This is a genomic window from Hymenobacter sp. UV11, assembly GCF_004684095.1.
Taxonomy (GTDB): Bacteria; Bacteroidota; Bacteroidia; order Cytophagales; family Hymenobacteraceae; genus Hymenobacter.
Window position 1 is genome coordinate 89,766 of sequence record NZ_SRII01000007.1, and the last position, 13,744, is coordinate 103,509.

The 13,744-nt window shown below is 64.1% G+C and carries 12 protein-coding genes; 2 read left to right on the forward strand and 10 right to left on the reverse strand.

Annotated features, from left to right (window positions below):
- Positions 1 to 6: 6 nt before the first annotated feature.
- From E4631_RS14475 to E4631_RS14490, 4 genes are all read right to left on the reverse strand, one after another.
- Positions 7 to 1,107: a VWA domain-containing protein gene (locus E4631_RS14475; RefSeq protein ID WP_133656576.1), complete on the reverse strand. Its 1,101-nt coding sequence runs from the start codon at positions 1,105 to 1,107 to the stop codon at positions 7 to 9.
- 252 nt (positions 1,108 to 1,359) lie between these two features.
- Positions 1,360 to 1,719, reverse strand: a complete 360-nt coding sequence (locus E4631_RS14480) for an Imm51 family immunity protein (protein WP_133656575.1) — start codon at positions 1,717 to 1,719, stop codon at positions 1,360 to 1,362.
- 39 nt (positions 1,720 to 1,758) lie between these two features.
- On the reverse strand, positions 1,759 to 2,445 hold the full coding sequence (locus E4631_RS14485; RefSeq protein WP_133656574.1) for a 2'-5' RNA ligase family protein: 687 nt from the start codon (positions 2,443 to 2,445) through the stop codon (positions 1,759 to 1,761).
- A gap of 18 nt (positions 2,446 to 2,463) precedes the next feature.
- Complete coding sequence (locus E4631_RS14490) at positions 2,464 to 4,761, reverse strand: DUF5682 family protein (protein ID WP_133656573.1); 2,298 nt, start codon at positions 4,759 to 4,761, stop codon at positions 2,464 to 2,466.
- A gap of 316 nt (positions 4,762 to 5,077) precedes the next feature.
- Here E4631_RS14490 and E4631_RS14495 point away from each other — a divergent pair, with 316 nt between their 5' ends.
- On the forward strand, positions 5,078 to 5,488 hold the full coding sequence (locus tag E4631_RS14495; protein ID WP_133656572.1) for a hypothetical protein: 411 nt from the start codon (positions 5,078 to 5,080) through the stop codon (positions 5,486 to 5,488).
- A 79-nt stretch (positions 5,489 to 5,567) separates the two neighbouring features.
- Positions 5,568 to 5,969: a hypothetical protein gene (locus tag E4631_RS14500; RefSeq protein WP_133656571.1), complete on the forward strand. Its 402-nt coding sequence runs from the start codon at positions 5,568 to 5,570 to the stop codon at positions 5,967 to 5,969.
- Positions 5,970 to 6,340: 371 nt separating this feature from the next.
- On the opposite strand, the gene E4631_RS14505 is transcribed toward E4631_RS14500, so the two are convergent.
- From E4631_RS14505 to E4631_RS14530, 6 genes are all read right to left on the reverse strand, one after another.
- Positions 6,341 to 7,420: an AAA family ATPase gene (locus E4631_RS14505; RefSeq protein WP_133656570.1), complete on the reverse strand. Its 1,080-nt coding sequence runs from the start codon at positions 7,418 to 7,420 to the stop codon at positions 6,341 to 6,343.
- Between the two features lie 93 nt (positions 7,421 to 7,513).
- Positions 7,514 to 10,513: a DUF5691 domain-containing protein gene (locus tag E4631_RS14510; protein ID WP_133656569.1), complete on the reverse strand. Its 3,000-nt coding sequence runs from the start codon at positions 10,511 to 10,513 to the stop codon at positions 7,514 to 7,516.
- 60 nt (positions 10,514 to 10,573) lie between these two features.
- Positions 10,574 to 11,071: a hypothetical protein gene (locus E4631_RS14515; protein WP_133656568.1), complete on the reverse strand. Its 498-nt coding sequence runs from the start codon at positions 11,069 to 11,071 to the stop codon at positions 10,574 to 10,576.
- Positions 11,072 to 11,191: 120 nt separating this feature from the next.
- Complete coding sequence (locus E4631_RS14520) at positions 11,192 to 12,418, reverse strand: alanine dehydrogenase (protein WP_133656567.1); 1,227 nt, start codon at positions 12,416 to 12,418, stop codon at positions 11,192 to 11,194.
- Positions 12,419 to 12,527: 109 nt separating this feature from the next.
- Entirely contained in the window at positions 12,528 to 12,965 is a 438-nt protein-coding gene (gene tsaE, locus E4631_RS14525; protein ID WP_133656566.1) for a tRNA (adenosine(37)-N6)-threonylcarbamoyltransferase complex ATPase subunit type 1 TsaE, read from the reverse strand.
- 73 nt (positions 12,966 to 13,038) lie between these two features.
- Positions 13,039 to 13,635 carry a tRNA-(ms[2]io[6]A)-hydroxylase gene (locus E4631_RS14530; RefSeq protein ID WP_133656565.1) on the reverse strand — a complete coding sequence of 199 codons (597 nt, stop codon included), beginning with the start codon at positions 13,633 to 13,635 and terminating at the stop codon, positions 13,039 to 13,041.
- Positions 13,636 to 13,744 lie beyond the last annotated feature (109 nt).

A 13,744-nucleotide genomic window follows, 5' to 3' on the forward strand; every position in this document is an offset into this window, starting at 1 on the left:
CAGCAACTAGAAACCGACGTAATTCCGTCCCTGAATGGCCGCCGCCATCAGCTCCGGAAACCGGGCCGGCGTGCAGGCAAAGCTCGGGATGCCCAGCGCCGCCAGCTGCTCGGCCACGCGCCGGTCGAAGCTCGGCGCGCCCTCATCCGACAGGGCCAGCAGCACGATAAACTGCACGCCGCTGGCCTGGAGCGCGGCGGCGCGCTTCACCATTTCCACCACGCTACCCCCCTCATAGAGGTCGGTCACGAGCACCAGAATGGTATCGGCGGGTCGGGTGATGAGCTGCTGGCAGTAGCTGAGGGCCAGGCTGATATCGGTGCCCCCGCCTAGTTGCACGCCAAAGAGCAGGTCCACCGGGTCGCGCAGCTCCTCGGTGAGGTTGACCACGGCCGTGTCAAATACTACCATGTGCGTTTTCACGGCGCGCAACGAAGCTAGCACCGCCCCAAATATGCCCGCGTACACCACCGATTCGGCCATTGAGCCGCTTTGGTCGAGGCAGAGTACGATTTCCTTCAGGGCTTGGCCGCGCCGGCCGTGGCCCACCAGCCGCGCCGGAATAACGCTACGGTAGGCCGGCTGGTAGTGCTTCAAATTGGCCCGAATGGTGGCGCCCCAGTCGATTTCGTGGTAGCGGGGCCGCGGGTTGCGCACCGACCGGCTCAGGGCGCCCTGCACGGCCTGGCGCAGCGGCTGGGCCAGCTTTTGCTCCAGCTCGCGCACCACCTTGGCCACTACCTTGCGGGCGGTGGCCTTGGCTTTGGCGGGCATTACGCGGCTTAGCGAGAGCAGGGTGGCTACCAAATGCACGTCGGCCTGCACGGTGCGTAGAATCTCGGGCTCCAGCAGCAGCTGGTTGAGGCCCAGGCGGTCCATCGCGTCCTGCTGCATCACGGCCACCACATCAGCCGGAAAATACTGCCGGATGTCGCCCAACCAGCGGCTCACGCGCGGGGCCGAGCCGCCCAGGCCGCCCTTGCGCTCGCCATCGTAGAGGGCCGTCAGAGCCTGGTCGAGCGGGCCGTAGTCGGCGGGCATTTCGATGCTATTGTCAGCATCGGCGGCCGCGCCGAGCACAAGTTTCCAGCGGGGCGCGTTGGCCATGGGCAGCAGGGGTAGGGCTGATTGGAAAGTAGTTTGGGTTAGTTAGGCTAAAATACAGCCGCCGCCACGACAACAGGCACTTGTATGCTTGTTGTCGTGGCGGCGGCTGTATTTTGGCGTAGCTCCAGCAGTTTAGCGTCAAGCCTTTAACGACTCGCGCCGCAGAGGCATTATAAGCTGCGCGGGGCATAAAAAACCAGTTCCGACCTGCCCGGCAGGCGGAAGAGTACCCAACGCGGGGGTAGACGGCAGCTATGCGAAGAAATCCTCCGGGTCGGCCTGCGCGAAGTACTTCTTCAGCTTACCCAAATCGCCGAAATACGGCAGCACCAGGGTCATAAAGTCGCGCACCGCATCGGGGCTCTCGGCGTAGGCCACGAACGTGGTATCGTCCTCCGCAAACTCCAATTGGTCGAGCAACTCGGGCTGAAACTCTTCGATAATCGTTTCGATATGCTCGCGCCACGACAGGCCATCGCCGCCGTAGCCGTAGTCTTCGAATAGCTGATAATAATCGTCGAGGCCGCTCACCTCCGCCAAAATGACGAACTGACGAGTCGAGTCAGCGTCGGATTTAGCGGTGGCGACTTTGAAAGGATAAGTAGACGACATAGGACAAAAAAAAGAATAAAGGGTTAGAGTTGAAAGGTATTATCTGCTTAGCAAATACTCGTCCAGTACAACGGTATTTCTGGCGCGCTGGTACCAATCGTTATAAACTAATTCTAGCTTGTTCACCTCGAAGGTGCCAAAAAAATGGCGTTCGTATTTTTTGAGGTTTGCCAGCAGCTTAGCTGGGTTTTGCAGAGGGGTTTTAAAGCGAATAATAGTTGAGTGGGCAGTCTGGATACTGTATCGCTTATCAATAGATTGCTGTAAATCAGAATCTTGAAATAAATTTCTGATATCTGTGCGCAACTCTTCCAGTTCCTTGCCCTGCGGAAAGCCCTGCGCCAGAATGCCGCTCGCTGAGGCCGTAAGTCCCTGATAAGTTAGCCTGAAAGGGGGAATAAATTGAATAATTTGGCGTAGCGCGCAACGGTAACTTGCGGGGTTGATTTCGTGCAGCTTAAAATCGGGATAACAAGAAATAATTGATAAAATTGTGAGGTGAATATCAGTAGGTGGGTAATAGTACTGTGCGGGCTCGGTAAGTTGAAATTCAGCCATCATTTCGGCGAGGGCCGCCGTGATGGGCGCCGACGGCCGGGCCAGCAGCGTAATCCCGCGCCGGGTATCCTGGGGCGAATCAATAAGCGGGTCCAGTTCGGCCTCGCCGCGGCCCAGCCGGGGTAGGGCCGCCTGGCGTAGGGCATCGTAGGTAGCTTGCAGGGGCATGGTAGGGGTAGCGCTACCTTAAATATACGCCCCCACCAATTGGCGTAGCACGGGCAGCACCCGCGCGCCGCGCGCCCAATCGAAGGCCAGTACCTCGGCCGCCGCGCGCGGCGCGGCCGCATCGGCCGCCGCCAGTTCCAGCAGCTGCCGGCGTTCGGGCGCCGAAAACTCGGCAAACGCTCGGCGCAGCAGCGGCACTATTTCGCGAAAAACCTCTTCAGCCAGGCCCCCCAGCCAGGTATCGAGCAGGTCGAACAGCGGGCGGTGATGAATGAGCACCAAGCCCGAGCCGCGCAGGAAGCCCGCAATCCAGGCCGTGGCGTAGGTGGTGGGCTGGGCAGGCGCCAGTGCCAGGCCCAGTGCGGTGGCCGTATCGTCGGCCGTGGCCTGCTGCGCATCAAATAACAGGCGGGTGGCAGCGCCGGCCAGCAGTCCGTTGCTAGTCGCGCCGCGGGCCACGGCCGCCAGCGCGGCGTACCAGTCGGCCGCGTGGCGGGCATCTTCCAGCAGGCGAATGGCGGCGTGCGTTGCTTCCAGTTGCTCCAGCAAGGGTTGGGCTGCCTCCGTGTCGAGGCCGGCGCAGGCGGCGGGAAGGCCAATGGCCAGGCGCGGCACCAGCTGCGCCACCACCTGGGCCACCTGGCTGGTATCGGTGCGGCGCACGTTGCCGTAGCGCAATACCTGGGCCAGGGGGGGTAGGGCGCCGAGCAGGTGCGTCACGTCGCGGGTGTCGGCGGCCAGGGTTTCGAGGCGAGCCACCAGCGGCCCGATGGCCGGGCCCAGGTCGGCGCGCAGGGCCTCATCGAGCAGCTGGCTCACGGCGGGCAGGGTAGGGGCCTCGGCGGCGCGGGCGGTGGCGCGGGCGGCGGCGGCGGCCAGCACCGTATTGCCCCAGCGGCCGGCATCGAGTACAGCCAGCGCCATTTCGGGCGGCCATTCCAGCTCCCATTCTTCGTGGAAGGTGCCGGCTTTACCCTCGGCCACGCGCTGCTGCCGGCCCCAGTTGATGGCCAGCAGGCGCAGGCGGTGCAGCAAATGGCTGCGCAGCAGGTGGGTTTCCTGGCGCAGGTCCAGGGCCAGCGGCTTGCGACTCGGCTCGGGCTTGAGGCGCAGGGCGCGCTGCTGCTGGCTTAGGTCCTGCTGCAGAGGGGTAGCGGGCTGGCCGGGGGGCACTTCGCCCAGCTTTTCGCCCAGCACCAGCTCGCGCTGCACCACAGCCAGGCCCTCGGCGTAGCCGCCGCCCAGCAGCGCCACAGCGGCCTCCTGGAGTTCCTCAATGCCCGGCAGGCTGAGTCCGCGCACGGCGGCCAGCGTGGTGGCCAGCCGCACCGCCTCAATGGCGTGAGCCGACGACGCGGCCAAATCCTGGGCGCGCAGCAGCCGGGCGGCGCGCACCATCCACTGCGTCACGACCTCGGCGCGGGGGGTAGTAAACAGCAGCTCGTACCAGGCCGGCGACAGCACGCCCGCCCCGTAGCCCGCGCTGGTTGAGAGCCGCTCGTAGGTCCACGGCAGCCAGGTGGCCTCCACGGGTGCCTTTTTCAGTCCTTTAAGTAGCGCCTTGTCTTCCTTCTTCTGAAAGTTGGGGTCCGTGAGCACCGGCGCGTGCCAGGCGCCGCACACCACCGCCACGCGGGGGTAGCCCTGGGCCAGGGTAGCGCGCAGGGTTTCACGCATGTAGGCCTCGCGCAGCAGGGTTTCGGCGGTTTCGGGGCGTTGCGATTCTTCGCGCAGGGCCGTCATCAGCTCCAGCACCAGGGCAAACGTGTCGGCGTTGCCGGGCGCGTGCTCCAGGTGCGTTTCCCACCACTGCTCCGAGTCGGCGTAGCCCGCCAGCCGGGCCAGGTACGCCACGGGGTCATGAGTTAATTGGGAATCGGGAATGAGGAAGGTGGAATTGTCGTCGGGGGCTGGCGCTGCTTCCGGCGGCGCGTCTTCTTGCGGGACCGCCTCATCCAGCATTAATTCTTCCTTTTCACTTCCTAATTCCTCTCTAGCGAAGCGAATGGCCATCGGCAGGTCGAAGCACCGCACGTGCGCGCCTTCGCGCTGGCACCAGCGCACGGCCTGCCACTCGGGCGAAAACTCGGCAAACGGCAAAAACGTGGCTTGGCCCGGCTGCCTGGGGTTGTGCAGCAGCAACGCCACCGGCGGCACCAGCGCCGGGTCGCGGAGGGTAGCCAGGGCGGCCTCGCCATCGGCGGGGCACTCTAGCAGCACGATATCGGGCCGAAACGTATCGAGTGCCGCCAAGAGGCTGGCGGCACTGCCAGGGCCATGGTGACGAATTCCAAACAGGCGCAGGTCGGGGGGCATAGTGCAAGCGGGCTGCGCCAAGTGATGTCAGTCGGCAAAGCCAACTTGTGCGCAAGCAGCAAGGTAGGAATATTAATAAAAAAGTGGGCCGAGCATAGTGAGTTTAAGAAGGATTATTTATTAGTTTTGTGCTGTTTTAAAAATCAACGTTACTGCAAGTTCTTCTACTCGTAATTAGTAAAAAAAGCGATTTAAAAGTTGAATAGTACCAAAAAATAGCATTTTTGGCACGATTTTATTCAATAAACCAACTCCCGGATTTTTGTAGGTTGAGTCACTGCTTCTCTGTCTTTTCTACCATTCTTCTATCAGCCCTATGTATTCAAACTTATACTCTACCACCTTCCTGGAAATTGCTTACCGCTCCGACCTGGGCTTGCTTATGGGCCGCTGGCTGTGCTCCGTAGCCGAGGCCGAGCTGCACGTCGGCTATGAGGCTCTGCGCCAGGCCGCGCTGCATCATGGCTGCGGCTATTGGCTCATCGATTCGCGCCGCCGCGTGTGCCGCCTAAGTAGCGCCGAATGGGTGACGACGCACTACTTGCCCCAGGTGCAGCAGGCGCTGGGCCAGCCGCTGCGTGTGGGCGTGCTGGTGCTGCCCGACTACTTGGCCAGCCAGCCCCAGGCCTACTGCAACTGCCCCCTCAGCGCGCCCGTGCAGTTTGCCCGCTTCGTAGACGAGGGCGCGGCCAATACCTGGCTGTCTGCCGCGCTGGTAGGGGAGTAGGGCAGCGGCTCGTTCTTCACCGACTGCTGCGTAGTTTTAGCGCGCGTCTGTAGTTCATCCGCGGCTGCCTTGCCACCCTATGTCGCCCACCCAGTTTTCCACTGATTTTCTGCAAATTGCTTACCGCCCCGACCTCGGCCACCTCACCGGCCGCTGGCTGCGCTCCGTAGCCGAGGCGGAGCTGCACACCGGCTACGCGGCCTTACGCCAAGCGGCGCTACACCACGGCTGCGGCCATTGGCTCATCGACTCGCGCCGCCGCACCAACCGCAGCCTCAACGGCCCCGAGTGGGTCACTACCCAGTTTTTACCGCAGGTGCAGCAGGCACTGGGCCAGCCGTTACGCGTGTGCTTCCTAGTGCTGCCCGGCTACCTCGCCTCCCTGCCCAATGCGGCCCAAGTCGCTGCGCCCGACAGCCCCGTGCAGTTCGCCCGTTTCGTGGACGAGGGCGCCGCCAATGCGTGGCTGGCGGGGGGGTAGGGGCACATTCGTTAGATAAGTTGCGGTTGGCGCTTCTCAAGGTGTTGGCCGACTTTTGAAATAATTAGCCAAGCGTATTTCTACCGTGCGCTTCACTTCGGTATCGGCTGCTAGCGCGAGGGCTTGCTGCAAGGCTTCGGCAGATAATAGGTCTACTGCGTGTATTAGGGACCATTCTACGCCAAGGCTGTCGGCGTCAGGTGGTGGGCCTAGGTTGATAAGAGCAATAGCGTGCTCTTGTGAGAGTGGTGCGGTAAGCTGCTGCACAAATTCATCAAAGAGTAAAAAAGGAAAAGAATCAACGGCGGACGTACTCGCGTCCGGCAGTGGCCCTAGCGCTTGGAGACGAGCCATAATGGTCGCATTATTCATTACTCCACTGCCTCCCTACACGCCCTATACAAATCCTGCCAGCCTTCGCGCTCCTTCACCACGGTTTCGAGGTATTCGAGCCACACCACGCGGTCGGGGGTAGGGTCTTTGATAACGGCCCCGGTGAGGCCGGCGGCCAGGTCGGCGGCGCGCAGGGTGCCGTCGCCGAAGTAGGCGGCCAGCGCCTGCCCGGCGTTCATCACCGAGATGGCCTCGCCGGTGCTGAGCGTGCCGCTGGGGCTTTTGAGCTTGGTTTTGCCGTTGTCGGTGCGGCCCTGGCGCAACTCCCGAAACACGGTGACGAGGCGCTGAATCTGGGCCAGGGCGGGTGCCTCGGCGGGCAGCTGCAGGGTGCGGCCCTGCTTCTCGACGCGGGTTTGCACAATCTGCACTTCCTCAGCCAGAGTGGCGGGCAGGGGTAGCACCACGGCGTTGAAGCGGCGGCGCAGGGCGCTGCTCAACTCGTTCACGCCCCGGTCGCGGTCGTTGGCGGTGGCTATCACGTTGAAGCCCTGCGTAGCCTGAATCTCGGTGCTCAGCTCGGGTATCGGCAGCACTTTTTCGGAGAGCATGGTCAGCAGCGTATCCTGCACATCCGACGGGATGCGGGTCAGCTCCTCGATGCGCACGAGCTGGCCGTCCTGCATGCCGCGGTAGAGGGGGCTGGGCACCAGCGCGGCCAGTGAGGGGCCCTCAGCCAGCAGGCGGGCGTAGTTCCAGGAGTAGCGCAGGCTGTCTTCGGCGGTGCCGGCGGTGCCCTGCACCAGCAGGTTGGTGTGCCCGCTGATGGCGGCGGTAATGTGCTCACTCACCCAGCTTTTGGCCGTGCCGGGCACGCCCAGCAACAGCAGCGCACGGTCGGTAGCCAAGGTAGCCACGGCAATTTCCATCAGCCGCCGCTGGCCAATGTACTTAGGCTCAATCTCGAAGCCATTAGCAAGCTTACCCCCCAGCAGATAGGTAACTACCGCCCAAGGCGACAGTTGCCAGCCCGGCGGCTTGGGGCGGTCGTCATCAGCGCGCAGGGCGGCCAGCTCTTCAGCATACAATTCTTCTGCGTGAGGGCGGAGGGCAGTCATTTTCAGTGAGCAATTAACAGTGAGCAAAGTAAAACCGTTTGTCATGCTTCACTGCGTTCAGCATGACGTTCTTCTATCATTGAATCACCCTGATTACGTGAGGCTGGCAGCCAGTTGCGGGCGCAGGGCAAGCAGCTCCAGCGTCTGGGCTACCTCGTCGGCGAAGCGCGGCTCCCAGTCGGCCGGGTCGCCCAGCGCCGCGGTGAGCGGCAGCAGCAGCTCAGGGTCGGGGCTGGCGCCCAGCGATAAGAGCAGGTTCCGCACGGCCGCGTCGCGCTCCGTTTGCTCGGGCGCCCACGAAGGCGGCTGGCGCAGGGCCGCGCGCAGCAGCGGCAGCGCTCGCTGGCGCAGCGCGGCGGGCCACGGCTGCCCGGCCCGCGGCAGCCAGTGAGCCCAGGCGCTGCTGGCGGGCAAGGTAGCGGCCGAGGCCGGCAGCGCGGCCAGCAGCCACGTAATTGTTTGGTCCGGCGAGAGCACTCGCGAAGCTTCGACAACCAACCGCGATTTGGGGGGTAGGCTGGGCTGGCTGGCCTCGTGCAGCAGCAGGGCCAGGGCAAAATCAGCGTCGTGGTGCAGGTGAGCGGCGCGCAGCCAGGCCGGCAGCAGCACCACCGCCCAGTCAGACGCGGCAGCCAGCGCCACGGCCTCGGTGGCGCGCACACCCCAGGCGGCGGCCCAGCGGCCGGGCGGCAGCAGCGCCAGCAGCTGGCCCAGCTGGCCGGCCTTTTCGCCCCCGGCGTAGTCGGCGGTTTTCTGCTCAATGCCGTCGCGCTGCCACTCAGCCGCCCACGCGGTGGGTAGGGTAATGGTGAGCTTAGCACGGCCCAGCAGCTTACGCTTCACCTGCAACAGCGGTTCGGCGCGGGCCCACAGACGGGGTAGCAAAGGGCTATCAGCCACGCGGGCCAACCAGCGGGCGGTGATTTGGCGCACCTCCTTGCTGCGCGAGGCTAGCAAGGGCGCCAGCGTCGGCGCAAAATCGGCGGGCAGCGGCGGGGCCAGGGGCAAGGTATCGAGCGCGTCCAGCAGAGCCACCTGCGTGGCGGCGGCTTCCTGGGGCAGGGCGTCGGCCAGCAGCCGGGCGGCGTGGGCGGGGTCCGTGAGCAGCAGCTTTTCGAGGAACAGCTGGCGGCGGGGGTGAGGGTCGGTGTGCCAGTCGGCCTCGGTGGGCGCGTGCTGGGCGGCCGTATCCACGGCAAAGAACCAGTCGGGGTTTTGGGCCGCCAGCCACTGGCCGCGTGCGCCCAGCGCCCCTTCTAGCAGAGGAGCGGCCCAAGTTTGGTCTTTCAGCCAACTTAGTACTTCAACCAGCAGCGCCGGCGGTATTATTCGCTGGTGCTGAGCTATTTGTTGTAAATAATGGCTGAGTAGCGGGCGGTAGTGCGGGCGGCTCAGCAGCTGGCGCAGCAAAGCGTGGCCCGTCGGCCCCAGCAGCGGCTGGGCTTCGGGCGGCGCAGCGGGGGGTAGGGCGTTATTCAGTAGCTGAAAACCAGCTTTCTGCATCAGCGCCAGTGTGCCGGCATCGCTCAACAGCTGCTGCTCACGGGTAGCGGCTGCCGGAAATTCGCCCAAGTTGAGGTCTGGCAAAGCCTCCGGTGCCTGCCGCGTACCCAGCAAGGCTACGCGCAGCAGGGCCGGCCAGGGGTTGGTGGCGGGTGGTGGGGGCGGGGGCGGGGCCACTTGGGATGTAGCGGCGGGGGTAGGGCCGGCAACAGCCGGCGCGGGCGCCATTGGCAGCTCCGCCCCCTCTTCAGCCGTCGTCAGCCAGTAGCTGAGCACCCGAAACTCGCGGCCATCCCACTCGCCAAACAACGCCAGGGGCTGCCCGCCACTGCGCGCCAGCAGGTGCCAGCCGCGCCGCTCGGAGGGCAGCCGCAGCGGCAGGGCTGCGCCCGATTCGGGGTCGTGCAGCTGCCAGGCGCCCGCCGCGCCGCGCCCCACCACGGCCCACACGCTGGCCGGAAACTCGCGCAGCCAGGGCTGCCGGGCCAGGGCCGTGGCGTAAGCATCGAGCATGGCGGCCAGGCTGCGGGGGGTAGGGCGCCGGCCCGGTGCCGCCGGCTGGCGCACGAGCCCGGCGCTGGCCACTGCCCGCAGCGGCAGCAGACCGGGGTAAAAAATCAGCTCGCCCGCGTAGCGCTCCTGCGGCAGCAGCGCCGTGGCAAACGGCTGGCTGCCAAAGGCAAACTCCAGCACCAGCGCCCGCCGCCCCGAGTGCTGGCCGTGCAGCCAGCTGCGCCGGGCCATGAGGCGGTCCTCGGGCCAGGTGTGCTGGCCCAGCACCAGCCAGGTATCGGCCACGGCCAGGGCGGTGGGGTCGGCTAGCAGCTCGTCTTTTTTCAGGGTAACGCCGACTTGCTGGGCTATCTCCAGCTGGGCAGCGGGGGGTAGGGCGGCGCGGTTGGCCCAGGCGCGGAGCAGCAGGTATAGCTCACCCAGTTGGCCCAGCAGGCGGCTGGCCCAGTCGGGGCCGGTGCTGGGGTAGGCGGCCAGTTCGCGCAATACTGCCGCCAGGCCGGGCAGCTGGTTATCGACCAGCCGGGCGGCCGGCGTTTCCCAGAAGCTGCGGGGCCGGCTGGGTAGGTCGGCCAGGCCGGTGCGCAGCAGGTCGAGCAGCCAGGTTTCCAGCTCCTCGGCCCCGGCCGCCATGCGCGCCTGCCGCTGGGCCTCGCGCTTGAGGCGGGCCTTGTCGGGCGCGGCGGAGTCGGCGACGGCATCGGATGCCGGGGCCACGGTGGGTTTTGCGGCTTGCTCTTCCTGCTTGGTTTGGCGCTTGTCCAGCCATTCGGCCAGCCAGGTGGGCGGCGCGGCGGGGGGTAGCAGCTCGGGCTGCTGTGCCAGCAGCAGCAGCAGCCCCGCCCCGTGCTTGCACGGAAACACCCGGCTCGGGCACGAGCACTTGAAGGCCGGCGCCGTGAGGTCAATACCGGTGAGGTAGGGCTTGGTGCCGCTGCCCGCGCACTCGCCCCAAGCCGCCGTGTCGGTGCGGCCCAGGCCCGCCCACTTGGCTGGCGCGGCCAGCTCGCGGCCCCGCTGCAGGGTGCCCGCATCGGGCACGAGCGCCGTGGCTTGGTCTTCGGTGTAAGAAATCATGCGTAGCGACGCGGTCAGCGGCTTTTGGTAGCCCCAAGGTACTGCCCGCCGCTGCCCCGCCTAGCGCCGCCGCCGCCAAAAAAACAGTCCGCCGCACGCCAGCGCCAGGGCCACCAGCAGCGCATCGCGCGTGGTGCGGCCCTGCTGGGCTTCGCGCAGCTCGGCTGCCAGGGCGCGCTGCTTCTCGGTAGCCTGGCGCAGGCGCTCCTGTTGGTTCAGCTGCTCATTTTGCAGCTCGCTGAGGCGCTCGGCGGTGAGGTTGCGGTCGTCGCGGCCGGTATTTTGGAGGGTAGTGGCCGTGGTTTGGGCCTGCTGGGTGGTTTGGTTGAGCACCGCCACAATTTGCTCGTCTTTATCCACAATGCCTTGCAGGGCATCCACTACTTCCTGCAAATCCTGCTTGCTGGGCTTGTTGCTGAGCCCAAACAGGCCGTGGCGCTGGGCACTGGCTGCGGCGTAGCGCTCGGTGAGCACCCGGCGCTCAGCCAGCAGGTGGGGTAGGGGCGAGTCGGGCGGCGCCTGGGCCTGGGCAAGCGCGACGACAGGAGCCCCCAACATCAGTAAAAAGCAGGAAGCGGAACGGAACGTAAGCACTAAATAGAAACAAATTGTGAGCTGCTGGAAATAGCCTTCGCGCAGGGTTTCGCAGGGTAAAACCGCAGGGTTTCGCGGTGTGCCTTAGTTGCGCACCGCAATCAGCAGGCCCAGCTCCTTGTAGCGCATGTTGAATTTCTTGGCGATGGCCGCGTTGGTGAGCGAGCCTTTGTAGATGTACACGCCCGAGCGGAAGTGCTCGTTGGTAAACAGCGCCTCGTTGATACCGCCCTGCTGGCTAATGTCTTGCAAAATGGGCGTGAAGATGTTGCTGAGCGCGTTGGTGGCGGTGCGGGGCACGCGCGAGGCAATGTTGGGCACGCAGTAGTGCACCACGTCGTACTTGCGAAAAACCGGCTTGCTATGCGTGGTGAGCTCGCTGGTTTCGAAGCAGCCGCCCTGGTCGATGCTGATGTCGATGATGATGGAGCCGGCCGCCATGCTGGCCACCATCTGCTCGGGCACCATGAACGGGATGCGGCCTTCTTCCACCGCGAGCGCGCCGATAACCACGTCGGCCCGCCGAATTTGCTGGCTGAGGGCGAAGGTGTCGAGGGTGCTGGTGTAGAGCTGGGCGCCCAGGTTGTGCTTGAGGCGGCGCAGCTTATACAAGTGGTTGTCAAATACTTTCACCTCGGCGCCCAGGCCAATGGCGGCGCGGGCGGCGTACTCGGCCACCGTGCCCGCCCCCAGAATAACGACCTGCGACGGCGGCACGCCCGTGATGCCACCCAGAATAATGCCCTTGCCCTCGTTGGAGCGGGCCAGGTACTCGGCCGCCACCAGCATCACCGTAGAGCCCGCGATTTCGCTCATGGCGCGCACCACCGGGCGGGCGCCGCTGGGGTCTTTTATCAGCTCGAAACCGATGGCGTTGACCTTTTTGCGGGCCAGGGCATTGATGAACTCGGGCGTCATGGTGCCCATTTGCAGGGCTGAGATGAGCGTTTGTCCGGGGCGCATCAGCTCAATCTCATCCATCATGGGCGGGGCCACTTTCAGGATGATATCGGCCTTGTAGACTTCCTCGGTGGAGTAGGCGATGGTGGCACCGGCCTCGGAATAGGCATGGTCGGAAAACTTGCTGGGCTCGCCGGCGCCGCTTTCCAGCATCACCTCGTGGCCCTCGCTCACGAGGTGCAGCACGGCTTCGGGCGTGAGGCCCAGGCGGTTTTCCTGAAGCGAAGTTTCCTTGGGCAGGCCGATGAAGAGCTTGCGCTTGCGCGTTTCCACGGCCAGCATCGACTCCTGGGTGAAGTAGGCGCGGCTCGTGGCCAGCGCGCCAAAGCCAGAGGGTAGCTGTTCGGCCATAACTTTTTCAATTATCAGTTATCAATGAGCAATTATCAGTTTGCCAGCCTATTGCTTAAAATATGGCCGCGTCGCCTGACTACTTGCTCACCACTTAAATTGATAATTGTTAATTGATAATTGTTAATTGAATTTGTCTTGATTCGGGGCCGGTTGCGGTCAGCTCCACCAGCAATCGCTGCGGGGGTAGCAGGCTGGCCACGCGGCTGGGCCATTCCAGTAAACAAAGATACCCCGAATCGAAGTACTCCGCCACGCCCAGGCGAGCAGCTTCCTCTTCCGAATCGAGGCGGTAGAAGTCAAAATGGTAGATGGGCTCGCCCCTACCCCCCCGGTATTCGTTGACGAGCGCGAAGGTGGGGCTGCTCACGTCGTCGCCTACCCCCAGCTCGGCGCACAACGCCCGGATGAGCGTGGTTTTGCCCGCGCCCATGTCGCCCTCAAAGGCTACAATGGTTTGGCCCGACTCGGCTAGGGCCGTGGCTAGCTGCTGCGCGGCCGTGGGCAGCGCGGCGAGGGTAGGGATTTCAAGGGTAAGCGTGTTCATCAAGCTTAATGATACGTGAAGACGTTTGTCATTGCGATTGCTTCACGTTGCTTGCAATGACAGGTAAAAGGTACTAATGCATGCGGTCGTTGCGCACAGGCAGGCTGACCACGATTTCACCCTCAATCTGGAGTAGTTCCTGCAAGCGGGCATCAACCTCGGTGTGGTCGCAGTACTCCTTGGCCAGGTCCACGTAGCTCACGAAGTGGCCGGCCTCGCTGGCCATCAGCTCGTAGTAGAATTGGCTGAGCTCGGGGTCGCGGTCTTGCAGGTGTAGCCACAGCAGCTTGAAGCGCTCGCAGGAGCGCGCCTCGATGAGTGATGACACCAGCAGCTGGTCCATGAGCTGGCGCTCGCGCAGGCCACCCTTGCGCACGTAGGCCATAAGCTGCACTACGTACTCGTCGCGCCGGGGGCGGCCCAGCGGCAGGTTACGCTTACGCAGCTCTTTTACTACCCGGTCAAAATGCTCCCATTCTTCGGCTACTAAGGCCGTTAGCTCGTCTACCAGGCGCTCCTTTTCGGGGTAGTGCACGATGAGCGAGATGCCGGTGCTGGCCGCTTTCTGCTCGCAATAGGCGTGGTCAACGAGAATTTCTTCGAGGTTTTTACTAGCTAAGTCGGCCCAGCGCGGGTCGGAATTAAGCTTGAGCTTGAGGATGGTCTTCATAAATCGCAGATGTAGCGGATGGCGCGGATGGCGCGGATTCGAACGGAATCGCAGATGTAGCAGATGGCGCGGATTTCGCAGATTCGGACGGAATCGTTGAGATAGACTT